At 67.1% G+C, this 25,305-nt stretch carries 23 protein-coding genes; 18 read left to right on the forward strand and 5 right to left on the reverse strand.

The genetic code is table 11. From position 1 onward, the window contains the following. Nucleotides 1-36: 36 nt before the first annotated feature. The 8 genes from soxB (at nucleotide 37) to G0D83_RS02785 (ending at nucleotide 9,361) form a co-directional block, all read left to right on the forward strand. Nucleotides 37-1,734 (forward strand): thiosulfohydrolase SoxB, encoded by a 1,698-nt coding sequence (gene soxB, locus G0D83_RS02750; RefSeq protein ID WP_164189286.1) that lies wholly within the window; start codon nucleotides 37-39, stop codon nucleotides 1,732-1,734. Nucleotides 1,735-1,766: 32 nt separating this feature from the next. Then, nucleotides 1,767-3,020, forward strand: a complete 1,254-nt coding sequence (gene soxC, locus G0D83_RS02755; protein WP_164189289.1) for a sulfite dehydrogenase — start codon at nucleotides 1,767-1,769, stop codon at nucleotides 3,018-3,020. Beyond that, the gene (locus G0D83_RS02760) at nucleotides 3,004-4,230 is read left to right on the forward strand and encodes a c-type cytochrome (protein WP_164189291.1); all 1,227 of its coding nucleotides are present in this window, start codon (nucleotides 3,004-3,006) and stop codon (nucleotides 4,228-4,230) included. The genes soxC and G0D83_RS02760 overlap by 17 nt, the downstream gene beginning before the upstream one ends. 55 nt (nucleotides 4,231-4,285) lie before the next feature. Continuing rightward, nucleotides 4,286-4,711 (forward strand): DUF302 domain-containing protein, encoded by a 426-nt coding sequence (locus G0D83_RS02765; protein WP_164189293.1) that lies wholly within the window; start codon nucleotides 4,286-4,288, stop codon nucleotides 4,709-4,711. Between the two features lie 2 nt (nucleotides 4,712-4,713). Next, nucleotides 4,714-5,928 carry a 5-aminolevulinate synthase gene (gene hemA / locus G0D83_RS02770; protein ID WP_164189295.1) on the forward strand — a complete coding sequence of 405 codons (1,215 nt, stop codon included), beginning with the start codon at nucleotides 4,714-4,716 and terminating at the stop codon, nucleotides 5,926-5,928. A 196-nt stretch (nucleotides 5,929-6,124) separates the two neighbouring features. After that, nucleotides 6,125-7,387: a sorbosone dehydrogenase family protein gene (locus G0D83_RS02775; RefSeq protein ID WP_164189297.1), complete on the forward strand. Its 1,263-nt coding sequence runs from the start codon at nucleotides 6,125-6,127 to the stop codon at nucleotides 7,385-7,387. Beyond that, complete coding sequence (locus G0D83_RS02780; protein WP_164189299.1) at nucleotides 7,384-7,962, forward strand: cytochrome c; 579 nt, start codon at nucleotides 7,384-7,386, stop codon at nucleotides 7,960-7,962. Before G0D83_RS02775 ends, G0D83_RS02780 begins: the two co-directional genes overlap by 4 nt. Before the next feature lie 304 nt (nucleotides 7,963-8,266). After that, entirely contained in the window at nucleotides 8,267-9,361 is a 1,095-nt protein-coding gene (locus G0D83_RS02785; protein WP_164189301.1) for an AbrB family transcriptional regulator, read from the forward strand. On the opposite strand, the gene G0D83_RS02790 is transcribed toward G0D83_RS02785, so the two are convergent. After that, nucleotides 9,358-10,497 carry a hypothetical protein gene (locus tag G0D83_RS02790; protein WP_164189303.1) on the reverse strand — a complete coding sequence of 380 codons (1,140 nt, stop codon included), beginning with the start codon at nucleotides 10,495-10,497 and terminating at the stop codon, nucleotides 9,358-9,360. The two genes, G0D83_RS02785 and G0D83_RS02790, sit on opposite strands and share 4 nt — an antisense overlap. Before the next feature lie 10 nt (nucleotides 10,498-10,507). Then, nucleotides 10,508-11,287 carry an SDR family oxidoreductase gene (locus G0D83_RS02795; RefSeq protein ID WP_164189304.1) on the reverse strand — a complete coding sequence of 260 codons (780 nt, stop codon included), beginning with the start codon at nucleotides 11,285-11,287 and terminating at the stop codon, nucleotides 10,508-10,510. Between the two features lie 188 nt (nucleotides 11,288-11,475). Here G0D83_RS02795 and G0D83_RS02800 point away from each other — a divergent pair, with 188 nt between their 5' ends. Further along, the gene (locus G0D83_RS02800) at nucleotides 11,476-12,510 is read left to right on the forward strand and encodes a Hint domain-containing protein (RefSeq protein WP_235940373.1); all 1,035 of its coding nucleotides are present in this window, start codon (nucleotides 11,476-11,478) and stop codon (nucleotides 12,508-12,510) included. Between the two features lie 134 nt (nucleotides 12,511-12,644). Here the strand turns inward: G0D83_RS02800 and G0D83_RS02805 are convergent, their stop codons facing one another. Next, complete coding sequence (locus tag G0D83_RS02805) at nucleotides 12,645-12,908, reverse strand: Rho termination factor N-terminal domain-containing protein (protein WP_164189306.1); 264 nt, start codon at nucleotides 12,906-12,908, stop codon at nucleotides 12,645-12,647. Between the two features lie 88 nt (nucleotides 12,909-12,996). On the opposite strand from G0D83_RS02805, the gene G0D83_RS02810 reads away from it, so the two are divergent. The 5 genes from G0D83_RS02810 to G0D83_RS02830 all read left to right on the forward strand — a co-directional run bounded on the left by G0D83_RS02810 (nucleotide 12,997) and on the right by G0D83_RS02830 (nucleotide 18,104). Further along, entirely contained in the window at nucleotides 12,997-14,604 is a 1,608-nt protein-coding gene (locus G0D83_RS02810) for a peptide chain release factor 3 (RefSeq protein WP_164189308.1), read from the forward strand. Between the two features lie 203 nt (nucleotides 14,605-14,807). Then, complete coding sequence (locus G0D83_RS02815) at nucleotides 14,808-15,260, forward strand: GNAT family N-acetyltransferase (protein ID WP_164189310.1); 453 nt, start codon at nucleotides 14,808-14,810, stop codon at nucleotides 15,258-15,260. Nucleotides 15,261-15,263: 3 nt separating this feature from the next. Then, nucleotides 15,264-16,634, forward strand: a complete 1,371-nt coding sequence (locus G0D83_RS02820; protein ID WP_164189312.1) for a DUF2927 domain-containing protein — start codon at nucleotides 15,264-15,266, stop codon at nucleotides 16,632-16,634. 8 nt (nucleotides 16,635-16,642) lie between these two features. Further along, the gene (locus G0D83_RS02825) at nucleotides 16,643-16,810 is read left to right on the forward strand and encodes an apolipoprotein acyltransferase (RefSeq protein ID WP_108968953.1); all 168 of its coding nucleotides are present in this window, start codon (nucleotides 16,643-16,645) and stop codon (nucleotides 16,808-16,810) included. Nucleotides 16,811-16,919: 109 nt separating this feature from the next. After that, the gene (locus G0D83_RS02830) at nucleotides 16,920-18,104 is read left to right on the forward strand and encodes a VWA domain-containing protein (protein ID WP_164189314.1); all 1,185 of its coding nucleotides are present in this window, start codon (nucleotides 16,920-16,922) and stop codon (nucleotides 18,102-18,104) included. Here G0D83_RS02830 and G0D83_RS02835 read toward each other — a convergent pair. Next, entirely contained in the window at nucleotides 18,101-18,757 is a 657-nt protein-coding gene (locus G0D83_RS02835; protein WP_164189316.1) for a glutathione S-transferase family protein, read from the reverse strand. The two genes, G0D83_RS02830 and G0D83_RS02835, sit on opposite strands and share 4 nt — an antisense overlap. 104 nt (nucleotides 18,758-18,861) lie before the next feature. Here G0D83_RS02835 and G0D83_RS02840 point away from each other — a divergent pair, with 104 nt between their 5' ends. From G0D83_RS02840 to G0D83_RS02855, 4 genes are all read left to right on the forward strand, one after another. Beyond that, entirely contained in the window at nucleotides 18,862-20,073 is a 1,212-nt protein-coding gene (locus tag G0D83_RS02840) for a polyhydroxyalkanoate depolymerase (RefSeq protein ID WP_370457143.1), read from the forward strand. A 101-nt stretch (nucleotides 20,074-20,174) separates the two neighbouring features. Beyond that, nucleotides 20,175-21,914: a glycosyltransferase family 2 protein gene (locus G0D83_RS02845; RefSeq protein ID WP_164189318.1), complete on the forward strand. Its 1,740-nt coding sequence runs from the start codon at nucleotides 20,175-20,177 to the stop codon at nucleotides 21,912-21,914. After that, entirely contained in the window at nucleotides 21,911-22,855 is a 945-nt protein-coding gene (locus tag G0D83_RS02850) for a glycosyltransferase family 2 protein (protein ID WP_164189320.1), read from the forward strand. The genes G0D83_RS02845 and G0D83_RS02850 overlap by 4 nt, the downstream gene beginning before the upstream one ends. A 60-nt stretch (nucleotides 22,856-22,915) precedes the next feature. Further along, on the forward strand, nucleotides 22,916-23,818 hold the full coding sequence (locus G0D83_RS02855) for an AEC family transporter (protein WP_164189322.1): 903 nt from the start codon (nucleotides 22,916-22,918) through the stop codon (nucleotides 23,816-23,818). A 3-nt stretch (nucleotides 23,819-23,821) separates the two neighbouring features. Here G0D83_RS02855 and G0D83_RS02860 read toward each other — a convergent pair whose 3' ends face one another. Next, nucleotides 23,822-24,901 (reverse strand): ABC transporter ATP-binding protein, encoded by a 1,080-nt coding sequence (locus G0D83_RS02860; RefSeq protein ID WP_164189324.1) that lies wholly within the window; start codon nucleotides 24,899-24,901, stop codon nucleotides 23,822-23,824. Nucleotides 24,902-25,305: the final 404 nt, after the last annotated feature.

The following is a 25,305-nucleotide window of genomic DNA, read 5'->3' on the forward strand; positions in this document are numbered from 1 at the left end:
GAATTCACGCATTTGAATGCGTACGAGGATACCCCGATGATCTCCCGACGTGATTTCCTCCAGGTCTCCATGGCTGCCGCGGCGGCCTATGGCGGCTCCGGCTTCGGCAACTGGGCACGGCTCGCGGCGCAACAGCGCCTGACGCAGGACGACCTGCTGGCCATGCCAGCCTTCGGGAATGTCTCGCTGATCCACATCACCGACATCCACGCGCAGCTGAAGCCGATCTATTTCCGCGAGCCTTCCGTCAACATCGGCGTCGGCGGCAACCACGGCGAGGTCCCCCACCTCACCGGTGCCGAGTTCCGCAAGATGTACGGCATCGAGGACGGTTCCCCCTCCCACTACGCCCTCTCCTCGGGAGATTTTACCGCCCTCGCCCGCGGCTATGGCCGTGTCGGCGGCATGGACCGGGTGGCGACCGTGGTGAAACAGATCCGCTCCGAGCGCCCGGACGCGCTGCTGCTCGATGGCGGCGACACCTGGCACGGCAGCTATACCTGCTACCAGACCGCCGGGCAGGACTGCGTCAACGTGATGAACCTGCTGAAGCCCGACGCGATGACCTTCCACTGGGAGTTCACCCTCGGCTCGGACCGCGTGCGCGAGATCGTCGAGGGGCTGCCCTTCGCCGCGCTCGGCCAGAACATCTTTGATGCCGAGTGGGACGAGCCCGCCGAGCTGTTCCAGCCCTACAAGTTTTTCGACCGTGGCGGCGTGAAGATCGCCGTCATCGGCCAGGCGTTCCCCTACCTGCCGATCGCCAACCCATCTTGGATGTTCCCCGAGTATTCCTTCGGCATCCGCGACGCGCGCATGCAGGAGATGGTCGACGAGGTCCGCGCGGCCGGCGCCGAGCTGGTCGTGGTGCTCAGCCACAACGGCTTCGACGTCGACAAGAAGATGGCCGAGAGGGTCACCGGCATAGACGTGCTGCTCTCGGGCCATACGCACGACGCGTTGCCCGAGCCGGTGCTCGTGGGCGAGACGATCCTGATCGCCTCGGGCTCCAACGGCAAGTTCGTCTCCCGCGTCGATCTCGACGTGCGCGATGGCCGGATGATGGGGTTCCGCCACAAGCTGATCCCGATTTTCTCGGATGTGATTGCCGCCGACCCCGAGATGACTGCGCTCATCGACGCGCAGCGCGCGCCCTATGCCGAGCAGCTGTCCGAGGTCATCGGCCATACCGACACCACGCTCTACCGCCGGGGCAATTTCAACGGCACCTGGGACGACCTGATCTGTGACGCGTTGCTGACCCAGCGCGACGCGCAGATCGCCCTTTCTCCCGGCGTGCGCTGGGGACCATCGCTGCTCGAGGGCGACCCGATCACCCGCGAGGACCTGTGGAACGTCACCTCGATGAGCTACCCCGAGGCCTACCGCTCTGAGATGACCGGCGCGTTCCTGAAGACCGTGCTGGAAGACGTCGCCGACAACATTTTCAACCCCGATCCCTACTACCAGCAGGGCGGCGACATGGTCCGCGTCGGCGGGCTCGGCTACCGCATCGACGTGAGCGCCCCGGTAGGACAGCGCATCTCGGACATGACGCTGCTGGGGACCGGCGAGGCAATCGACCCCGCGAAGAGCTACACCGTCGCCGGCTGGGCCAGCGTCAACGAGGGCACCGAGGGCCCGCCGATCTGGGACGTCGTGGAAAGCCACATCCGCAGTTTGGGCCGCGTGCAGCTGGACGAGAACACCTCGGTCGAGGTGGTTGGCGCATGACGCAGGACCCCAAAAGAACAAAGGAGGACAGAATGAGCGAGCCGAAGACATCGCGCCGTGCCTTCCTGCAGGGGGCCGCCACCGTGGCCGTGACCGCAGGGGCCGCGCGGGCCGCAGAACCCGATCCGCTGATCACCGAGGTGCAGCCCTGGGCGCAGGGCCTCGGCGACGGCGTCGATGCCACCCCCTACGGGCTGCCGATCCGCTTCGAGGACGACGTGGTGCGCCGCAACGTCCCCTGGCTGACTGCCGACCCGATCAGCTCGATCAACTTCACCCCGATCCACGCGCTCGATGGCACGATCACACCGCAGGGCTGCGCCTTCGAGCGGCACCACTCGGGCGCGATCGAGCTCAGCAAGAGCGATTACCGCCTGATGATCAACGGGCTGGTCGATAGACCGCTCATCTTCACCTACGAAGATCTCGAGCGCTTCCCGCGCGAGAACCACGTCTACTTCTGCGAGTGCGCCGCGAACACCGGCATGGAATGGGCGGGCGCGCAGCTCAACGGCGCGCAGTTCACACACGGCATGATCCACAACATGGAATACACCGGTGTGCCGCTGCGCACCCTGCTGCGCGAGGCAGGCCTGCCCGCGACCACCGACAAATGGGTCTATGTCGAGGGCGCAGATGCGTCCTCCAACGGCCGCTCGATCCCGATGGACAAGGCGCTCGACGACGTGCTCGTCGCCTTCAAGGCCAACGGCGAGGCCCTGCGCAAGGAACACGGCTACCCGGTGCGCCTCGTGGTGCCCGGCTGGGAAGGCAACATGTGGGTGAAATGGCTGCGCCGCATCGAGGTACTGGACGGCCCCGTCGAGAGCCGCGAGGAGACCTCCAAGTACACGGACACGCTGGCTGACGGCACCTCGCGCAAGTGGACCTGGGTGATGGACGCGAAATCCGTGGTCACTTCGCCCAGTCCGCAGGCGCCCATCAAGCACGGCCACGGCCCGCTGGTGATCACCGGCCTCGCCTGGTCCGGCCACGGCAGGATCACCCGCGTCGACGTCTCGATCGATGGCGGCAAGAGCTGGCAGACCGCGCGGCTCGCCCGCGAGGGTGAGACCAAGGCGCTCACCCGCTTCTATCTCGACACCGAGTGGAATGGCGAAGAGATGTTCCTGCAGTCCCGCGCCATGGACGAGACCGGCTACGTGCAGCCCACCAAGACGCAGCTGCGCGAGGTGCGCGGCGAGAACTCGGTCTATCACAACAACTGCATACAGACCTGGTGGGTCAAACCAAACGGGGAGGCCGAAAATGTCGAAGTCTCTTAAACTCTACGCCAGCGTCTTCGGCGGCATCGCGGTCACCCTGACCCTCGCGGTCAACTTGGCCGACCGTTTCGTGGCTCAGGCGCCAGCAGACCTGCGGAGCCTGACCCCGCTTGAGTTCGCCGCGCCCGCTGTCCCAGCGGGCGGCCTCGTCGCCGCCGCCGAGGCAGGCGAAGCGCCCAAAGACGGCCCGCTCGGCATCGGCCGCGAAGCCCTGCCCGAAGAGATCGCCGCCTGGAACCTCGACGTCTCGCCCGACGGCACCGGCCTGCCGCCCGGCAGCGGCTCGGTCGAGGATGGCGAGATGCTCTTTTCCGAGAACTGCGCCTCCTGCCACGGCGAGTTCGCCGAAGGGTCCGGCAACTGGCCGAAGTTGGCAGGTGGCGAGGACACGCTGGCCAACAAGGACCCGGTGAAGACCGTGGGCAGCTACTGGCCACACCTGTCGACCGCCTGGGACTACGTGCACCGCTCGATGCCCTTCGGCAACGCGCAGTCGCTGGAGCCGGACGAGGTCTATGCCATCGTCGCCTACATCCTCTATTCGAACTTCATCGTCGACGAGGATTTCACCCTCTCGAACGAGACCTTCTCCGAGGTGGTCATGCCCAACGCGGGCGGCTTCATCATCGATGACCGGCCCGAGACCGAATACCCGCAATGGACCGGCGAGCCCTGCATGACGGATTGCAAGGACAGCGTCGAGATCACCATGCGCGCCACGGTGCTCGACGTGACCCCGGACCATGGCAACGACGAGGCCGCGGCTGAACCTTCTGCAGAGGCCCCCGGCGAAGAAGTTGAACTGGCCTCTGCCGACATTGGCACCGAGGCCACGGGGATCGCAACGGATGCCGCAGCCGAGCCCGCGCCCCCCCCTGCTGCCGCCGACCCCGAGTTGATCGCCGCCGGAGAGAAGGTGTTCAAGAAGTGCATGTCCTGCCACGCTGTGGGCGACGGGGCGAGGAACAAGTCTGGCCCCGAGCTCAACGGCATCGTCGGGCGCGGCATCGGCTCGATCGAGGGCTTCCGCTACTCCAAGCCCTTTGAGGAGGCGCACGGCGCCGGCGAGACCTGGACCCTCGAGCGGCTGCACGCCTTCCTCGAAAAGCCAAAGGAAGCGATGAAGGGCACCAAGATGTCTTTCCCCGGACTGCGCAAGCCCGAGGATATCGACGCGGTCATCGCCTATCTCTCGACCTTCGCCGAATGACAGACAGCCCGGCCGCGGAACTCCGCGGCCGGGTCTTTCACCACGGAGACCCGCCATGCTCAGAACGCTTGCCCTGCTGATCACCCTGCCGGCCGCCGCCACGGCGCAGGAGGTCATCACCCACGCCTATGACGGCAGCTTCGAGGAAGCGACTTTCGCGCTCGAGAATGCGATCATCGGCGAGGGGCTGGTGGTCGATCACATCAGCCATGTCGGCGAGATGCTGGCCCGGACCGGCGCCGACATCGGCGCCGAGACCCATCTTTTCGATGCCGCCGACGTGTATCTCTTTTGCTCCGCCACCACCTCGCGCGAGGTGATGCAGGCGGATCCGAAAAACCTTGCGTTCTGCCCCTATGCGATGTTCGTCGAGAGCCGGGGCGCCGAGACCAAGATCGGCTACCGCAGCTTTGCACGCGAAAGCATGGCGCCGGTCAACGCGCTGCTCGCCCGCATTGCCGCCGCCGCCACGGAGTTCTGAGCATGTATGATGCATTGTTCCGCACCCAGCTCGACAGGCTCAAGGCCGACGGCAACTACCGCCATTTTGCCGAACTGCAACGTCTACGGGGGGCCTTTCCCGCTGCCACCCACCACGGCGCGCACCGCGAGGTGACCATCTGGTGCTCGAACGACTATCTCGGCATGGGCCAGCACCCGGCGGTGCTTGAGGCGATGCACACCGCGCTCGACACTTGCGGCGCTGGCGCGGGCGGCACCCGAAACATCTCTGGCACCACCCACGAGCACGTGCTGCTCGAGGCGGACCTGGCCGAGCTGCACGGCAAGCAGGCGGCGCTGCTCTTCACTTCCGGCTATGTGTCGAACTGGGCCAGCCTCGGTACGCTCGGCGCGCGCATTCCGGGTCTGGTTATCCTGTCTGACGCGCTCAACCATGCCTCGATGATCGAGGGCATCCGGCAGTCCAAGGCAGAGCGGATCATATGGAGGCACAACGATCTGGCCGATCTGGAACGCCACCTCGCCACCCTGCCTCTCGACCGGCCCAAGCTGATCGCCTTCGAAAGCGTGTACTCGATGGATGGCGACATCGCTCCGATCGCTGGGATCTGCGCGCTGGCCGAGCGCTACAACGCGATGACCTATCTCGACGAGGTCCATGCCGTCGGCCTTTACGGACCGCGCGGCGGCGGCATCGCCGAGCGCGAAGGCCTGATGGACCGCATCGACGTGATCCAGGGCACGCTGGGCAAGGCCTATGGTGTGGCCGGTGGTTATATCGCCGCGTCGGCGACGCTCTGCGACTTCATCCGCAGCTTCGCCTCTGGCTTCATCTTCACCACCGCGCTGCCGCCCGCCGTCGCCGCAGGAGCCCGCGCCGCCGTGGCGCACCTGAAGCGCTCGCAGCGCGAGCGCGCCGCGCAGCGCCGGGCGGTGGCCAGCGTGCGCGAGGGGCTCGACCGGATCGGCGTGCCGCATCTGCCGAACCCCAGCCACATCATCCCGGTGATGGTCGGCTGCCCGCAGAAATGTCGCTACATCTCGGACCGGCTGCTCGACGAGCACGGCATCTACATCCAGCCGATCAACCATCCCACGGTGCCGCGCGGCACCGAGCGGCTGCGCATCACCCCCGCGCCGGTCCATTCCGCCGAAGACATCCGGCGGCTTCTTTTGGCGCTGGAGTCGCTTTGGGCCGAATGCCAGCTGGCGCGGAGACCTATTGCGGCGCAGTAAGGCCGAACGGTTTCCGACAAGAGCGCCGCGTGCCGCGCAGCGCTCTATTTTGACATGAATGCTTCACTTTAAATGCACTTTAGAATTGCGGGAATTCGTTGACGAATCGCACATTGGGCCCGCAGCTTTCCTGAGGTCCACCCGGAGGAACTCCGTCAGCAGGCGGAGTGTGGAGGGCTGATTTAGGGAGAAAACTATGAAAGCCAATCATTTCGTTTCAAGTCTTCTATTTTCCACCATCCTGACGACGCCGGTCCTTGCGCAGGACAATATGGACAAGCTGTCCAACATGCAGCGGACCGATGCCGCCTTCACCTTCATCGACCAGGAGGGCGAACGCGCCGACGCGCTGAAGGAAATCCTGCCGCATATCAACGTCCCCGACGGCTTCGAGGTCAGCCTCTATGCCGTGGTGCCGGATGCCCGCTCGATGGCTGTCGCGCCGCAGGGCACCGTCGTTTTTGCAGGGACCCGCAAGGACAAGGTCTGGTCGATCGTCGACCGCGACCGCAACCGCGTGGCGGATGAGGTGAAGGACTTCGCGCCCTCGGTCACCTTCGACGTGCCGAACGGGCCGTGTTTCTCGCCCGACGGTTTCCTCTATATCGCCGAGCGCAACCGGGTGCTGACCTTCCCGGCGGCGGAGTTCTTCTTCGAGGGGCCGGACCCCGCGGTGGGCGAAGTGATCGCCAAGGGCGAGCTGATCCCCGCCGAGGAAGAGAGCTTCAACCACACCGCCCGCGTTTGCCGCGTCGGACCGGATGGCAAGCTCTACATCTCGCTCGGCCAGCCGCACAACATCCAGCCCAAGGACAAGCTGGAGATGTACGACAAGATGGGCATCGGCGGCATCATCCGGGTCAACACGGACGGTACCGGGCGCGAGGTCTATACCCGCGGGATCCGCAACTCGGTCGGCCATGACTTCAACCCTGCCGACGGCTCGCTGTGGTTCACCGACAACCAGGTGGATGGCATGGGCGACGATATCCCGCCGGGCGAGCTGAACCGCCAGACCGAAGCCGGGCAACACTTCGGCTTCCCCTGGACCAACGGCGGCACCGAGATCCCCGACTACAAGGACGTGGAGCGTCCCGAGGGCGTCGAATTCGTCGAGCCGCAGGTCAACATGCAAGCGCATGCGGCCGATCTGGGAATGCGCTTCTACACCGGTGGCTCGTTCCCCGACAAATACAAGGGCGGGATCTTCTCGGCACAGCACGGCTCGTGGAACCGCACCGAGCCGGTCGGCGCGCGGGTGATGTTCACTTCGCTCGACGAGGAGGGCAACGCCGCCAACACCGAGGTCTTCGCCGACGGCTGGCTCGACGAAGAGACCGGTGAATATCGCGGACGCCCGATGGACATCGCCTTCCTGCGCGATGGCTCGATGCTGGTGTCGGACGATTTCGCCGGGGCCATCTGGCGCATCGCCTTCGCTCCCAAGGCGGCCGAATGAGGGCTGTCGCCTCGATGATCCTCGGCGGGCTGATGCTCGCCGGGGGCACCCCGCTCTCTGCCGGTGATCCGGCGGCGGGCCGGAAGGTCGCCAACATGTGCCGCACCTGCCACGGCATTGATGGCATGGCACAAATCCCCATCGCGCCGAACATCGGCTGCGAGCCCGAGACCTATCTCGAGAGCCAGCTCATGGCGTTCAAGAGCGGCGCGCGCGAGCACGAGATGATGTCGGTCGTCGCGGCGGGCCTCACGGCGCAGCAGATCGCCGATGTGGCCGCTTGGTACGGATCGCATAGCGCCAGCGCCAGCCTGCCCGAGGGGGTGAGCGAGGCAGATGCACCCGAGGCCTGCATCTCGTGTCATGGGGCAGACGGCATCGCCCTGCTGCCCGAGGCGCCGAACCTCGCGGGCGAGGTCAACATCTACATCGACACCCAGCTCAAGGCGTTCAGGACCGGCAAGCGCAAGCATGACATCATGTCCTCCATCGCCGCCGAGATGACCGACGAGGACATCCGCGCAGTGGCCGACTGGTACGCGGCGGTGAAGCTGGAGATCGACGGGCCGGAGTGATCCGCTGCAAGACCCGGTCGCTCGGGAGGGCCGCGGCCGGTGCCTGCGCGGCACCGACGCGGCCCCGGAAAGCCCCTTGCCTCAAGGCGCCGCCAATACGCCTTGAGGCACCGCAATCGCATGCCTCTCGCTATCCCCTCTGGACATTCGGCGCCCGATCCGTTTCCTGAAGGGCGCAGATCGGCTCCGCGCGCCCTGACCCAAGCGCAGGACGTGCCCCGCCTCCGCGCCCCGAGCCTCCGGGCTCTCCCCGGCCTCGACCGCTCCGGCGGGCGCGCCCATCCTTGTTCCGAGCGGAGGCCGCATGGCCCGTCCCACCCACTCCCGCCTGCTGGCGTGGCTCGCAGTCTTCCTGCTCTCGGCGGTCCTGGGCGCCGGGCTCGAGCTGCTGCATGTCCCCGCGGCGCTGCTTCTTGGACCAATGATCGCCGCCATCGCGCTGGCCGCGAGCGGGCTGGCGTCGGGCCCGCGCGCGATCGCAACGCCGCGCCCGCTCTTCGAACTGGCTCAGGCAGCCGTGGGCACGATGATCGCCGGGCAAATCCCCGCCTCAGTGCTGCCGGAGATTGCGCAGGACTGGCCGATCTTCGCGCTCGGGGTGGTTTTCGTGATCGCGGCAGCGGCGCTTCTTGGCTACGTGCTGGCGCTCAAGCAGGTGCTGCCGGGCAACACCGCGGTCTGGGGCGCGTCGCCCGGCGCGGCACAGGCGATGGTCTTCCTCGCCGAGGCGCATGGCGCCGACATTCGGCTTGTCGCCGTGATGCAATACCTGCGGGTGGTCATGGTCGCCGCGGGCGCATCGCTGGTGGCGCGTGTCTTCGTCGGCGCGCCGGAGATGGCCAGCGACCCGGCCCCCTTGTTCGCGGTCCCGGACCGCGGCCTGCGCGACGCGCTGATCGTCATGGCGCTTGGCATCGTGCTGACCCGGATCACCCGCATGCCGGCAGGCACCTTCCTGATCCCGCTGCTTCTGGGCGCGGCGGCGAACGGGCTCGGGTGGCTCGCGCCGGTGACGCCGGGCTGGATGATGGCGCTGGCCTACGCGGTTGTCGGCTGGACGATCGGGCTGCGCTTCAGCCGTGACATCCTCCGCCATACCGCGCGCGCCCTGCCGAGGCTGGTGATCTCGGTGCTGTTGCTGATGGCACTCTGCGGGCTGATGGCGGCGGCACTGGTGGTCTTCGCCGGGGTGGACCCGTTGACCGCCTACCTCGCGACCAGCCCCGGCGGCGCCGATTCCGTTGCCGTGATCGCCGCCGCCAGCAACGTCGACATGGCCTTTGTCATGGCCATGCAGACGCTGCGCTTCATCATCGTGCTCGCCACCGGGCCGATGATCGCGCGCTTCGTCGCCGCGCGGGTCGAAGCCAGGCTCCCTGCCCTGAGGCGAGACGCCTAGGCGCTCAATGCGAAAGTCGCCTCCGCGACGTCGCGGCCGTTGACCTGCACGATCACCGCATGGGGACCGGGATGCAGCCGAAAGGTGGTGGCATCGCCCTTCATCCGGTGGTGCTTGTCCAGCCGCAGCGGTGTGCCGGGCACGAGCCTGGCCGACTTCAGCTTGAACACTTTCTCGGCGCTGCCGCCCGGACGGTGGAAGCGCAGGCGGTAGTCCACCAGCACAGGCCCGCCCTCGGGCGAAACCAACTCGACCGCAAAGCCCAGCCTGTCGCCAATCTTCACATCCGTGGAGGAAAGCGTCACCCGCGCCGCCACCGGCAGATCCGGGCGATAGCCGAGCAATGCCAGCGCCTCGGGCTCGCCACGCTTCACCGCGGTGCGCAGGGCGTGGCGGGTGATCCAGTCCATCTCCCTGGGTGCCTGCCGCGCCTCCTCCTGCCAACGCCCGAGGCGGGTGAGCACCTCGCCTGGTGCAATCTTCGACAGATCGTTGAGGTGGTTGGCCACCGAGCGCGTGACAAAGCGCGTCTTGTCCGCATGCAGCGCGTCGAGGTAGCGCAGCGGCACCAGCGGATCGAGGCTGATCCCCATGCCCCAGGGCAGCTTGGGCCGGGTGCCCTCGGAGACCAGCCTCCGCACGTGGTAATTCGGATCCGCGACCCAGTTGTCGAGCCGCGCCAGCACGTCGGCCGGCCAGCGGTTGAGGAAGGGTCGCAGCGCAAATTCCATCGAAAAGCGCTGCGTGGCCGCATGGATCAGGTCCAGCGCCCGCTCGGGATGCGCCATGCCATGCTTGACCGCCAGAACGCCCGGCACCGCATGGATGAACCGCCCGAAATCATCGTCGCCGAGCGTGGGATCGAGCGGCTCCGGCAGGGCTGCCTCGACCTGCTCCGCCATTTCGGGAAATCCCGAAGGAAGCTGCGCGGCCAGCGCCTCGGCCAGCACCTCGAGCCGTGCGTGCACCCCGAGGCCGGCGAGCCGGGACAAGGCGGTCTCGACGAAACGTTCCGCGTCGAAGCCGGGCAGCACCGAGAAATCGCGCCCCAGATCGGTCAGAGACTGGCGGTTAAACAACTGGTCGGCGAGCGAGAATCCCGCTCCGCCGCCCTGCCCGTCGGGTCCTCGTGCCATGGCTCTTCGCTCAGATCGTCGCCAGGGTCTCGCCGCCGTCGAGCACGATGTTCTGCCCGACGATGAACCGTGCATGGACCGAGCAGAGATAGGCGCACATACGCCCGAAATCCGCGGCCTGCCCGTATTCCCGCGTGGGGATGCCCGCCGCCCGCTCGGCGCTGATCTCGGCGATGGGGCGGCCGGTTTTCTCGGCGTCGTGCTTGTCCATCTGCACGATGCGCGCGGTCTCATGCACGCCCGGCAGCAGATTGTTGATCGTCACGCCCTTTTCGGCCACCTGGCGCGAGGTGCCGGCCACAAAGCCCGTGAGCCCCGCCCGCGCCGAGTTCGACAGGCCGAGCTGCAGGATCGGCGCCTTGACCGAGCGCGAGGTGATGTTGACGACCCGGCCCCAGCCGCGCTCCATCATCCCCGGCAGCAGCGACTGCATCAGGGCGATCGGGGTGAGCATGTTGCCGTCAAGCGCCTTGAGAAAATCGGTGCGGTCCCAGTCGCTCCATATGCCCGGAGGCGGACCGCCCGCGTTGGTCACCAGGATGTCGGCGCCGCGCGCCACCTCGAGCACCTGCGCCCGTCCATCCTCCGAGACGATGTCGGCCGCTACGGTGGCCACCTCGACCCCATAGGTGGCGCGGATCTCGGCGGCAGTGGCCTCGAGCGTCTCGGCGCCACGCGCGTTCATGACAAGGTTGCAGCCAGCTTCGGCCAGCGCCTCGGCACAGCCACGCCCCAGCCCCTTCGACGAGGCGCAGACCAGCGCCGTTTTCCCCGCGATCCCGAGATCCATCTTCTTCTCCCTGTGCACTCCGCCGGCAAAACGCCGGGTCCGGGGCCATATGATGACACATTCCCCTGAGAGACAATGGCGTGTAGGCTGAGAGCGCCTCGGGGGACCGCATCGCCCGGGGCAATGTAGGAGTGGGCGGAGGCATTTCGGGAAACCCCGAAAGACCCGCGCGCAGGTAGAGACGAGTGATGGCAGAGGCCCTTTCCAGTGTGATGCCCGGCGCCGCCCGCCCGGCGCACAGCGTGACGGTATACCGCGGCAGAGATCTGCGCGTGGTCAGCGGCGCCAACCTCGGCGATGCGCTGAGCTTTGCCGAAGAGCTGCAACCCGACGATGTCTACGCGCTCTCGCCCCTTGCCCGCCCGGCGCGGCTGACCCTCTTGCCCGCCGCCGCCTCACCCTTCGAGATCGCCCTCGGCAGCGAACTGGGTCGGCGCGGCGCCGATCTGCACCTCGACGCCTGCCTAACCTTCATGAGCCGCGACGGCGCCATCACCGAGGCGCTGGCACTGGTCGAAACCTGCGCCGACGGGCTGGTGACCGAAGTCTACCTGATGCCCCTCGCGGGGATGCAGCCGCGCAAGGATTACGCGCTGATCGGGGTCAACCGCGACACGGCGCTGGCCCGCTTCGCCCAGCTTGCCTGCGTGTCTTTCACCGCCGGCACGTTGATCACCCTCGCGTCCGGCGCGCAGTGCGCCGTGGAGGACCTCCGGGTCGGCGACCGGGTGCTGACCCGCGACGACGGCGCGCAGGAGATCCGCTGGATCGGCCAGCAGACGCTGCGTGCGGTCGGTGCCTTCGCGCCAATCCTGATCCGCGCCGGCACGCTCAACGCCGCCCGAGACCTATTGGTCAGCCCCGACCACCGGCTTTTTGTCTACCAGCGCCGCGACCGGCTCGGCGCCGGCCGTTCCGAGCTGCTGCTGCGCGCCCGCCACCTGATCAACGGCGAGACAATCCTGCGCCGGGAAGGCGGCTTCGTGGACTACTACCAGATGCTCTTCGACCATCACCAGATCATCTACGCCGAGGGCATCGCGGCGGAATCCATGCTGGTCGACACCCGCACGCGCGCCGTGCTGCCAGCCGAGCTGTCGGAGCAGGTGAGCGCGCTGCTGCCGCGGCACAGCGCCTCGGATCAGCCGGAGCTGGAGGTGCAGGAAACGCTCCTGCAGCGGCCCGACGCGGCGGAGATCCTGCGGCAATCGTCGGCGGGGTGAGCTGACCCATCTGCCCCGTCGCGCGGCGGGGGGCTCCCCGGAGCTATCTTTGCCCAGAAGGCTGCGCGCCGGGCCGCCGTCGGACTTTTGCTCTTAGCAAATGCACCCGCCTAAGCGGCCTACATGCTCAGATCCTAGTGGGAACGCAGGGCGTCGATCAGTTCGGCCTTTGTCATCTTCGAGCGCCCGTCTATGCCGATCTCCTGAGCGCGCTCGTAAAGCTCCGCCTTGGTCCAGTCCTCGTAGGGGGGCGCCTTGCCGCCCTTTTCGGACGGGTGCATGTCGGGATTGGCCTTGGCGTTGGAAATGCGCGCCGCTTTCTCCTCCGAGTAGCCCTTGTCGCGCAGCGTCTCATAGAGGTCGGGGTCCTTGATCGACGGGGCGTGGTCCTTGGTCATCCGGGGTCTCCTTTTGAAGCCTCAACCGCCATCGGCGCGACGCGGTTCCCCATAGACAAAACCCCCGCCCACACCTATACGCGCGCTCATGCTGGACACCGCTTCGAACCGCCCCACCCTGCCGCCCGAGATAGCGCGGCGCCGCACCTTCGCGATCATCTCGCACCCGGATGCGGGCAAGACCACGCTGACCGAAAAGTTCCTGCTTTTCGGCGGGGCGATTCAGATGGCCGGACAGGTCCGCGCCAAGGGCGAAGCGCGGCGCACGCGCTCGGACTTCATGAAGATGGAGCAGGAGCGCGGCATCTCGGTTTCCGCCTCGGCAATGTCCTTCGAGTATGGCAACTTCCGCTACAACCTCGTCGACACGCCCGGCCACTCGGACTTCTCGGAAGACACCTACCGCACGCTGACGGCGGTGGATGCGGCGATCATGGTCATCGACGGCGCCAAGGGCGTGGAAAGTCAGACCCGCAAGCTCTTCGAGGTCTGCCGCCTGCGCGACCTGCCGATCCTGACCTTCTGCAACAAGATGGACCGCGAGGCGCGGGATACCTTCGAGATCATCGACGAGATCCAGGAAAACCTTGCCATCGACGTGACGCCCGCCAGCTGGCCGATCGGCATGGGCCGCGATTTCGTCGGCTGCTACGACATGATCCACGACCGTCTTGAACTGATGGATCCCGCCGACCGCAACCGGGTGGCGGAATCGATCAAGATCAGCGGCCTCGACGACCCGAAGCTCGCCGAACATGTGCCTGCCGACCTGCTCGAGCAGCTGCGCGAAGAGGTCGAAATGGCGCGCGAACTGCTGCCCGCGCTCGACCCGCAATCGGTGCTCGAGGGGCATATGACCCCGATCTGGTTCGGCTCGGCGATCAACTCCTTCGGCGTCAAGGAATTGATGGACGGCATCGGCGAGCTCGCCCCCGAGCCGCAGCCGACCTCGGCCGATCCGCGGCAGATTGCCCCCGACGAGAAGAAGGTCGCCGGTTTCGTCTTCAAGGTGCAGGCCAACATGGACCCCAAGCACCGCGACCGCGTCGCCTTCGTGCGCCTGTCGTCGGGCCATTTCGAGCGCGGCATGAAGCTGACCCATGTGCGCACCAAGAAGCCGATGGCGATCTCCAACCCGGTGCTCTTCCTCGCCGCCGACCGCGAGTTGGCGGACGAAGCTTGGGCGGGCGACATCATCGGCATTCCCAACCATGGACAGCTGCGCATCGGTGACACGTTGACCGAGGGCGAGACGCTGAAAGTCACCGGCATTCCGTCGTTTGCTCCGGAACTGCTGCAAAGCGTGCGCGCGGGCGATCCGATGAAGGCCAAGCATCTGGAAAAGGCGCTCTACCAGTTCGCCGAGGAAGGCGCCGCCAAGGTCTTCAAGCCGTCGATCGGTTCGGGCTACATCGTCGGCGTCGTCGGCGCGCTGCAATTCGAGGTGCTGGGCGCGCGGATCGAGCAGGAATACTCGCTTCCGGTGCGCTTCGAGCCCTCGCAGTTCACCTCGGCGCGCTGGGTGCACGGCGAGAAGGCGTCGGTCGAGAAGTTCGTCAACGCCAACAAGCAGCACATCGCCCACGACAACGACGGCGATATCGTCTACCTCACGCGCATGCAGTGGGACATCGACCGGGTCGAGCGCGACTATCCGGGTGTCACCCTCTCGGCCACCAAGGAGATGATGGTCTGAGCCGGCTGTTGCAGCGCTGCACAGGTTAAGCTGCTGACCCAAGGTCACTTTCCATTTTCTGACGCCGCGAAATCAGAATTTCGCGGCGTCTTTCTCTTTCGCGGGACAAACCCGGGGCCGCTCCGGCTATACTGGCGCAGCAGAGGGCGCGAAGCCCCGGGCAGTTCACGATAAATAAACCAAAAGAAACGCATAGAGGCAGCATGTCCCAAGACTCCCTGACCATCCGGCCGCTCGAGGCCGGGGACGAGGCCGCGTGGCGCGCGCTCTGGACCGGCTATCTCACCTTCTACGAGTCCTCCGTGCCCGAGGAAGTCTATGCCAGCACCTTCGCGCGGCTCTTGGGGGACGATCCGCAGGATTTCCACGGGCTGCTCGCGCTGGTGGACTGCGTGCCTGTTGGGTTGGTGCATTACGTCTTTCATCGCCATTGCTGGCGGATCGAGAATGTCTGCTACCTGCAGGACCTCTACGCCGCGCCCGAGGCGCGCGGGATGGGCGTCGGCAGGGCGCTGATCGAGGCGGTCTATGCCGCCGCCGATGCGGAAGGCGCACCTTCCGTCTACTGGATGACGCAGGAATTCAACGCCACCGCACGGCAGCTCTACGACCGGATCGGCACCGTCACCCCCTTCGTCAAATACCAGCGGCGCTGAGCGATGCGGCGGCTGGTTCTCTTCCTCGGCCTGCTGATCGGTGCCTGCGCGCCGATGGCGCCCGAGAGCGTCAGCCGTGCCGCTGGCCCTGCCACCGTGGCACCCGAGGTGAGCCCGCCGCTCGCCAGCCGCTTCGGCGCGCCCAACCCGGTGCCCCCGCAGGCCGGCAACACGCAGATCGCGCGGGACATCCTCGATCTCGCCTTCTCGCTGGAATCGGGGCGCGCGCTGCCGGTCTTCAGCCGCTTCGAGGGACCGGTGACCCTGCGGGTGGCAGGCACGGCGCCGGCAAGCCTTGCGCCCGATCTCGACCGGCTGCTGCGCCGACTGCGCGAGGAGGCCGGGATCGACATCACCGAGGTGAAGCGCGGAGAGGCCAACATCACGCTGGTCCCGGTGCCGCGCGAGAAGATCCGCAAGCAGCTGCCGCAGGCAGCCTGTTTCGTCATTCCCGGTGTCAGCTCCTGGAGCGAGTATCGCCGCGCGCAGAACGCCGGCGAGGCGAGCTGGACCGAGGTGCGCGAACGCGAGACCGCCGCCGTCTTCCTGCCCTCCGACGCCGCGCCGCAGGAAATCCGCGACTGCCTGCACGAGGAAATCGCGCAGGCGCTCGGCCCGCTCAATGACCTCTACCGGCTCGGCGAGAGCGTCTTCAACGATGACAACGTGCATACCGTGCTCTCGGGCTACGACATGCTGGTGCTGCGCGCCTTCTACGACCCGGCGCTGCGCTCGGGGATGGCGCGCGCCGAGGTGGCCGCCGCCCTGCCCGCGATCCTCGCAAGGCTCAACCCGGCGGGGCAGGACGTGCCCGACCGTCGCCTCGCGCCCACGCCGCGCGCCTGGGTCGAGGCGATCCAGACCACGCTCGGGACCTCCGAACCGCTGCCGCGGCGCCGCGCCGCCGCCGAGCAGGCGCTGCGCCTCGCCCGCGCCGAGGGCTGGACCGATCACCGTCTCGGCTTCACGCATTTCGCCCTCGGCCGGCTGCTGGTCAGCGACGAACCGGCGCAGGCCGAAACGCAGTTCCGCGCCGCGCTGCGCATCTTCTCGACCCTGCCTGACGCCCGGCTTCACGAGGCCTATGCCGCCGCCCAATTGGCCGCGCTGGCGCTCAGGAGCGGCCGCCCCGAGGAAGCACTGACGCTGACCGCCCCGCAGGAAGCCGTGGCCCGCCGGCACGAGAACGCCGCGCTTCTGGCCAGCCTTATGACCCTGCGCGCCGAGGCGCTTGATGGGCTTGGGCGCAGCGCCGAGGCCGCCGCGCTGCGGCTGGACTCTCTGGGGTGGGCGCGCTACGGCTTCGGCCCGGATTGGGACGGCGGTGCGCAGGTGCGCAGGCGGGCCGCCCTCGACCCGGTGCAAGGGAGCTGAGGAACCACATGATCGTCATCGCGGGAGCCATTCTTGGCGCCATCATCGGCGGGATGACCGCCGCGCGCCGCAAGGGCAACAAGGCGGACATCGCGCAATTCGTCGCGGTCTATGGCATCGCCTTCTCGCTGGTCGCGCTGATCCTGACGATCTTCGTGGAAAAGCTGGCGTTCTAAGCCCGGCGACTGGTCTTTGGGGCTCATCTCTCGACGTATTTTGCAAGAGAAGAAGACCCGGGTTGAGGCTCCCTGCAACGCGCGGCATCATCCCGCGCGGAGGTGGCCGATGTTCCTGCGATTTTTCGAAACCCTGAGAGCGGCGCAGGTGCCGGTCTCCTTGCGCGAGTTCCTGAGCTTCCTCGAGGCGCTGAAGGCCGGACTGGCGCTGTACGACGTGACCGGCTTCTACTACCTCGCGCGCAGCGTGCTGGTGAAGGACGAGCGCCATCTCGACCGTTTTGACCGCGCCTTTGCCGAGGCCTTCCGGGGGCTCGAGGCGGTATCGCTCGATGACATGCTCGAGGCGCTCGACCTGCCCGACGATTGGCTGCGCAAGATGGCCGAGAAACACCTCACGCCCGAGGAGCGCGCCGAGATAGAGGCCCTGGGCGGCTTCGACAAGCTTATGGAAACCCTCAAGGAGCGGCTGCGCGACCAGCAGGGTCGGCACCAGGGCGGCAACAAGTGGATCGGCACCGCCGGCACCTCGCCCTTTGGGGCCCATGGCTACAATCCCGAAGGCGTGCGCATCGGCCAGGAAGAAAGCCGCCACCAGCGGGCCGTGAAGGTCTGGGACAAGCGGGAGTTCCGCAATCTCGACGACCAGGTCGAGCTGGGCACGCGCAACATCAAGGTGGCGCTAAAGCGGCTGCGGGCTTGGGCGCGGGACGGGGCGGCCGAGGAGCTCGACCTCGACGGCACCATCCGTGCCACCGCCGAGCACGGCTATCTCGACGTGAAGACCCGCCCCGAGCGACGCAACGCGGTGAAGGTGCTGCTGTTTCTCGACGTTGGCGGCTCGATGGATCCGCACGTGAAGGTGGTCGAGGAACTCTTCTCGGCGGCGCGGGCGGAGTTCAAGCACCTCGAGCAGTACTACTTCCACAACTGCCTCTATGAGGGCCTCTGGCGCGACAACCGACGGCGCTGGGATGCCCAGATACCAACCTGGGAGGTGCTGAACACCTACGGCCCGGATTACAAGTGCATCTTCGTCGGCGACGCCTCGATGAGCCCCTACGAGATCGCCGTGCCGGGCGGGGCCAACGAGCATTGGAACAAGGAGGCGGGCGAGGTCTGGCTGCGCCGGGCGCGAGCGCAATGGCCCGATCACCTGTGGATAAACCCGGTGCCCGAGAAACACTGGGGCTACACTCGGTCCATCGACATGATCCGCGAGATCTTCGAGGAGCGCATGGTGCCCATGACGCTGGAGGGGATCGCGCGCGGAATCCGCAAACTCGCGCGCTAGAATTCGACCTCGAGTTCGACGATCTCGTCAGGCTCGGCCAGCGCGCCTTCGGTCCATTCCTTCATCGGCGCCCAGTCGAGAATTGTCTCCATGTAGGGCTGGAGACGATCCTCAAGCTGCACCGCGTAGGTCCGGAAGCGGGTGCAGACGGGCGCGTACATCGCATCGGCCACCGAGGGCTTCGCGCCGAAGAGGAACGGTCCGCCATAGGCATCGAGGCATTCGTGCCAGATCACCTTGATCCGCTCGACGTCGGGCCGCGCGCCAGAGAAGATCTTGAAGCTCTGGTGCCGTGCCTTGAGGTTCATCGGCAGCGCCGAGCGCAGGTTGTAAAAGCCCGAGTGCATCTCGCCCGAGATCGAGCGGCAATGCGAGCGCGCAGCGATATCCTCGGGGTAGAGACCGGCATCGGGAAAAATCTCGTTCAGGTACTGAGCAATGGCCAGCGTGTCCCAGACTTGCACCCGCCCGTGGATCAGCCGCGGCACCCGCACCGTAGGCGAAAGCAGCAGCAGTTCCTGCCGGGCGGTGGCGTCGGAGGTATCGACCATCTCCTCGGTGAAATCGAGCCTCGCCATGCGGCAGAGCAGCCAGCCGCGCAGCGACCAGGACGAGTAATTCTTCGATGAAATGGTGAGCGTTGCTTCCGCCATGACTGCCCCTCGGTGCTGCCTCTCGACGCGAGACCTCATTTTCTTGTCGCATCGGGCGCATCGAACTGGCTAGCCTTTTCGCGAGGCAGGGAAGGGAAAACGACGTGCTCTACGCCGGATACCAGGGACTTGATGATTTTATCGCCCCTTTCCGCATGGCGGCGATGCAGGGCCTCAATTTCATGCCGCGCCTCAACGGCCCTTTTGCCCAACTGACCCGCCACAACGCCGCGGCGCTGGAGATGATCTCGCGATTCCGGCTGAGCCACGACCGCCCGGCCTTCGGCCTCTCAACAGTGAGGGTCGACAATCGCGATGTGCCGGTGGTCGAGGAGGTCGCGCTCGACCTGCCCTTTGGCACACTGCTGCATTTCCGCAAGGACATGGACACGCCGCAGCCGAAGGTGCTGGTGACCGCGCCGCTCTCGGGCCATTTCGCCACGCTGCTGGCGGGCACGGTGAAGGTGTTGCTGCGTGACCATGACGTCTTTATCACCGACTGGAAGAACGCCCGAGATGTGCCTCTTTCCGAAGGGGATTTCGGTGTCGAGGATTATATCTCCTACGTTATCCGTTTTCTCGAGGAGATCGGCCCCGGGGCGCATATCCTCGCGGTCTGCCAACCTTGCGTGCAGGCGCTGGCGGCGGTCGCCGTCATGTCCGAGGACCGCAACCCGGCAACGCCGCTCTCGATGACGCTGATGGCCGGGCCGGTGGACGTGCGCGAGAGCCCCACGACGGTCAACGATCTGGCCAACCAGAGACCCATCGAGTGGTTCGAGCGCAATGTGATCGCCCGGGTGCCCTGGCGCTATGCCGGCGCCGGGCGCAAGGTCTACCCGGGCTTCGTACAGCTCACGGCTTTCATGTCGATGAACATGGACCGGCACCGCGCGACGCATCGGAAGCTTTACGATCACATCCTTGCCGGGGAGACCGAGAAGGCACACAAGATCAAGGAGTTCTACGACGAGTATTTCGCCGTGCTCGACCTGACCGAGGCGTTCTACATCGAGACCATCGAGCGCATCTTCCAGAGGGCCGAACTGGCCACGGGCGCGCTGAGCTACCGCGGCCGCAAGGTCGACCCTGGCAAGATCCGCCACACCGCGCTGCTCACCGTCGAGGGCGGCCGCGACGACATCTGCGGGCTCGGACAGACCGCGGCCGCGCATGACCTCTGCGCGTCGCTGCGCCCGCATCTCAAGCGCCATCACCTGCAGGCCAACGTCGGACACTACGGCGTGTTCAACGGCCGCAGGTGGGAGACCGAGATCTACCCGGTGGTGCGCAACATGATCCTCGCCATGGAGTGACCCCGCCGGGCCGTGGCGGAAAGGCGACGCTGGCCATCCATGCGCCGGCGCGCGGCTGCGGGAGATTGCCTGTGCCGTAAGATGGCGCCAGTCTCCGCGCCATGAGCGGAGAGAAGTCACCCCCCTATCCCGGCGGCATCGAGGCCATTCTCACCCAGATGGAGGGGCGCCGGGACGCGCTCGATTTCGCGCCGGGCGAAGCGCTGCCACCGATGGACACGCCGCTCGCCGGGCTTGCTGCGCAGATCGTCCCCGAGCCAGATGCAGATCCCGCCGAGGCGCCGCCCTTCCGTTCGAACCATCACCGGAAGCGCCACGCGCTGCGGCGCGAGCTGACCGGGCGGTCGGAGCTGGTATTTCTCAACGCGCTGCTCATCGCGCACCTGCGCAAGCGCGTGTTCCCCGCCCACGCCCCGGGGCTTTTCCAGCGGCTCTGGGCCGAAGAGGCCCCGGCGCTTTTGCAGCAGCTCGACCCGCGCTGGCTGGTGTCCTCGGTGACCACCTTCGGCGATCATGGGCTGAGCGCCGTGCAGCGCTCCGTGGGGCTGGCGCTGAGCACGCTTTTCGGCACGATGAAGCTCTACGAGAGCGAACGGCTTTATTCGGGGCATATGGCCCACCGCCCCTTTGCGCTCGACGGCAAGGCACAGGGCCCGTTGCCGCTTGAGATGGACGGCTACGCGCTGCCGAGCGGCGGGCTCGACGTCAACATGATCGGGCGGCTCTGGCGTGAGGCCGAGGGCGACCGGGTGATCCAGCCGCTCGCCCATCGCTTGCTCGAGATGCTAATCGCCGACGACCGGACGGTGTTCTCCCGGCTGAAGACCATGCGCCAACGGCAGGCCCGGCGCGATGGGGCAAAGACAGGCGGCGCGCCCGCTCCAGTGCCTGCCAGCCATCGGGGAGTCACGTCAGAGACGCTGCGCTGGGGGCTGACCTCGACCATCCGCGCGCCGCTGCCCGAGATCGCCCGCTTTGCCGCGCATCACCTCGAACTGGGGGCCGCGGCGCTGCACATCCACCTCGATGCGCCCGATCCCGAGGCCGCGGCCTTCCTCACGCGCCACCCCGCGATCCGCGTCACCCAGTGCGATGCGATCTACTGGCAGGCCAGCGGCCGCGCCCGACCCGAAGCGCATCAGGTCCGGCAGGCCTATAATGCGACGCAAAGCCTGCGGGACGGGCTGGGGGTGCATTGGCTTGGTCACATCGACGTCGATGAGGTCCTGCTGCCGCAGCGGCCGCTGGCCGAGCTGCTCTGCGAAGTCCCGCTTTCCGCCGCCGTCGCGCGCGTCGCTCCCGCCGAGGCGCTGGCAAGCGAGGATGGCCTGCCGCATCGCTTCAAGCTCACCCACAAGCACGCCGGCAAGCCCAAGGCGGTGCTGCAAGAGATCTACCCGACATTCGGCGCACATCTCTACGGCGGATTCCTCAGCCATACCTCGGGCAAGGTCTTTGCCCGCACCGGCATAGAGGACACGAGGCTCGGCATCCACACGCTGAAATACCGCGGCACCGAGGCCAGCAACCGCCACCGGCTGGACGAGGTCTGGCTGGGCCACCTGCACGCGCGCAGCTGGGCGCAGTTCCGCGCCGACTTGGGCTTTCGCCGCACCCTCGGCTCCTACCGGAAAAGCTCGGAGCGTCCGGAGATGGGACATGCCGAGCTGATCGGCTATCTCATGGAGGAAGAGGGCGAAGCCGGGCTGCGGGCACTCTTCGACGAAGTCTGCGCCGACACGCCCGCGCTGCGCGACCGGCTTGCTGCGCATGGCATGCTGCTGGAGCACCCCTTCGACCCCGATGCCGCCGTGATCCGCATCTTCGGAGCCCTGCCGTGATCCGCTGGGGCACCGTCACCACCACGAATGCGCCCCTGCCCCGCATCCTCGATTTCGCCGCCTGGCACCTCGAGCAGGGCGCGCAGCGGCTCTATATCTACCTCGATGACGCCGACCCCGCGGCGGCGGCGGCGCTGTCGGCCCACCCCAAGGTGCGCGTCGTCACCACCGATGCCGCCTGGTGGGCCAAGCGCGGCAAGCGCCCCGAGACGCACCAGGTCCGGCAGACCCGAAACGCGCGGCACGCGAACAACCGCAAGCCCGAGCTGGACTGGCTGGCGCATGTCGACGTCGACGAATTCCTTTTGCCCGCCCGCCCCCTGGCCGAGCAACTGGCGGATCTGCCCCGCGACTGCCTCTGCGCCCGCGTCCGCCCGGTCGAAGCCCTCGCCGCCGCGCCGGACCAGGCCGAGACCCTGTTCAAGGCCTTCCCCTTAGACCAGGCGGCCCGCCAGCGCGCTGCCGAAGCGTGCTTTCCCACCTGGGGTCGACATCTCTCGGGCGGCTTCCTGAGCCATGTGGCGGGCAAGCTCTTCTTCCGGCCCGGCACCGAGGGGCTCGACATCCGCATCCACAACGTGAGGCTCGGCGATCAGCTGAATCCCGGCGAGCACCCGCTGCCAGACACCGAACTCGGGCACTTCCACGCGGCGGACTGGGCGCATTTCCTCTCGGCCTACCGCTTCCGGCTGGACAGGGGCTCCTACCGCGCCGAGCTGAAGCCGCAGGCGCGCGGCGAGGGTGCGGTCAGCCTCAACACGCTCTTTGCAACGATCGAGAAGGAAGGCGGCGAAACGGCCCTGCGCAGCTTCTACAACGAGGTCTGCACAGCCACGCCCGAGCTCATCAAGAGGCTCTCGGACCACGGCCTTCTGCGCCGCCGCACCCTGAACCTGCCCGCCTTGCGCGCCAGCCATTTTCCCGGCGCCCCCCAGATCTGATGCCCGCCTGACCCACGGCGCCGCAGCCCCCCAACGCGGGCGCCCCGAACGAGACCTCCCATGCTCACCATCCTCACCCATGATATCCTGCCGGTTTTCGCGCTGCTGGCGCTCGGCTTCCTCCTCGGACGCCGCGGGGTCTTCGGTCGGCAGGATGCAGCCTCGGCCAACCGCGTGGCGCTGATGGTGATGCAGCCGGGGCTGATCTTCTTGGTGATCGCGACGGTGCCCTTCGCCGACTTCGAGCTGCGCACGCTGCTGACTTACGGCGCCTGCGAGGCGCTGGCCTTCGGCGCCTCCTACGCGCTCGCCCGTCGCGCCTTTGGCTGCGAGACGCTCGAGGCCTGGCTGCTGGCGATGAGCGTGGTCTTCGTCAACTCGCTGCTCTACATCCGGCCGATCGCGCTGCTGCTTTACGGCGAGGACGGAGCGCTGCCAGTGACCGCCGTGGTCGCCTGGGACACGGCCGTCGCCTTTGCCTTCTTCATCATCAGCGCGGACCTCATCGCCCGCCCCTCGGCCGGGCCGCTGCCGGCGCTGAGGCGGCTCGCGGTGAACCCCACGCTGAGCGCCATCCTGCTCGGCGTCGCGGTCAACCTCGCAGGCCTGACGCTGCCCGAGCCGATCCTCACCGCCTGCCGCTTCGCCGGGGCGGCGACCGCGCCGCTGGTGCTCTTTGCGCTCGGCGTGCTGCTGTCAGGGCAGAGTCTGCGGCCCTCGGCGGTGGTGACAACTTACGCGGCCTTGAAGCTGGTCGGCTTCCCTCTGCTGGTTGCGCTGGCGGTCTGGCTCGCCGGGGCGAGCGATCCGTGGCAGGCGCAGGTGTCGCTGCTGGCAGCCGGGCCGTCGGGTGCCATGGCCTTTGCGCTGGCGCTGCTGCACAGCATCCGCACCGACCGGATCGCGGCGGTCACGATCTGGACAAGCGCGCTGTCGCTGCTCTCGCTGGCGGCGCTGGCCTGAGGGTCAGTCCCGGGCCGGGAAGACGAAGCAGCGGTCGCGGCGCACGGTCAGCCAGAGTGGCGTGCCGGGTTTCGGCAGGAAGACATTGGGCACCGTCGCGCGGATCGTGCCGCCGTCGAAATCCATACGGAATTCAACGAGGCTCTCCGAGCCCATGAAGCGCGCCCGCTCCACCACGCCGCGCGCCGGGGTGCCGGCCATCTGCGTCGGATTGGGGCCGCGCCCTCCGCGGTCGAAGTCGATGCCGACGTGCTGCGGGCGGAAAACGATGTCGACCTCGCCCCCGTCGGGCACGCCGGGCGCGAGGAAGGGACCAAAGGGCGTCTCCGCCAGCGCCCCCTGAACCTTTCCACGCAGAGAGTTGATATCACTGAAGAATGCCACAGAGGCCTTGTCGGCCGGGGCGTTATATATATTGTAGGGCGCGCCGCGCTGGACGATCTTGCCGTCGCGCATCAAGGCAATCTCGTCGGCCATGCGCATGGCTTCTTCGGGCTCGTGGGTGACAAGCAGGACCGAGGTGCCCTCTTCCTTCAGCACCGCCAGCGTCTCGTCGCGGATACCGTCACGCAGGCGGTTGTCGAGGCCGGAGAAGGGCTCGTCCATCAGCATGATGCGTGGCTTGGGCGCCAGCGCGCGGGCCAACGCCACGCGCTGCTGCTCGCCGCCCGAGAGCTGGTGCGGGTATTCGTCGACGAAATGCGCCAGCCCCACCCGATCGAGCAGTTCCACCGCGCGGCCCTTCTTGGCGCTGGCGGCGCCCTTGAGACCGAAGGCGACATTCTCGCCCACCGAAAGGTGCGGAAAGAGCGCGAAATCCTGGAACATCAGGCCGATGGCGCGGCGCTCGGGGGGGACGCGGAACACCGTGTCGCAGATCAGCTTGCCGTCGACGAAGATCGCGCCGCTGTCCTGCATGTCGACCCCGGCGATCATCCGCAGCGTCGTCGACTTGCCGCAGCCCGAGGGTCCCAGAAGGCAGGTCACATGTCCCGGCTCGATGGTCAGCGAGACGTCATCGACGACGGCGCGCCCCTCGAACCGCCGCACGAGGTTCCGGATCTCCAAACGGGGGTGCGCCACTGCTGCCTGCCTCGCGTTGTTCCCGAAGTAAAAGCGTCGGGGATTGAGCTTACACGTCCGACTAGCAGCCCGAAAAGCGCCAGACAAGGAGAAGGGCCCCGAGGACCGGGCCGGGTGACGGTCTCAGCCGATGCCGCGCAGGGCACATGCGGCTCGGCGGCAGGGTCCAAGGCAGAAAACCGGCCCGGAAACCACCGGAGTGGGCGCGCGCCCGGCTGCGTCAAATACGCACATAGCCTAATATACCCTAGGTTGTTCGCGCACCCGCCGATCTACCTAAAGGACTTCACGCCTATAGTAACCCCAAGTAACAATCGCAATACTTGGCTCGAATATTTCGACCTGACATTACCGTTAGAATTCGGCTAACTTTCCTGAAATTAACGTCAGAATGGCTGTTTTCG

Origin of the sequence: Salipiger sp. PrR003 (assembly GCF_010500785.1) — a bacterium.
Taxonomy (GTDB): domain Bacteria; phylum Pseudomonadota; class Alphaproteobacteria; order Rhodobacterales; family Rhodobacteraceae; genus Salipiger; species Salipiger pacificus_A.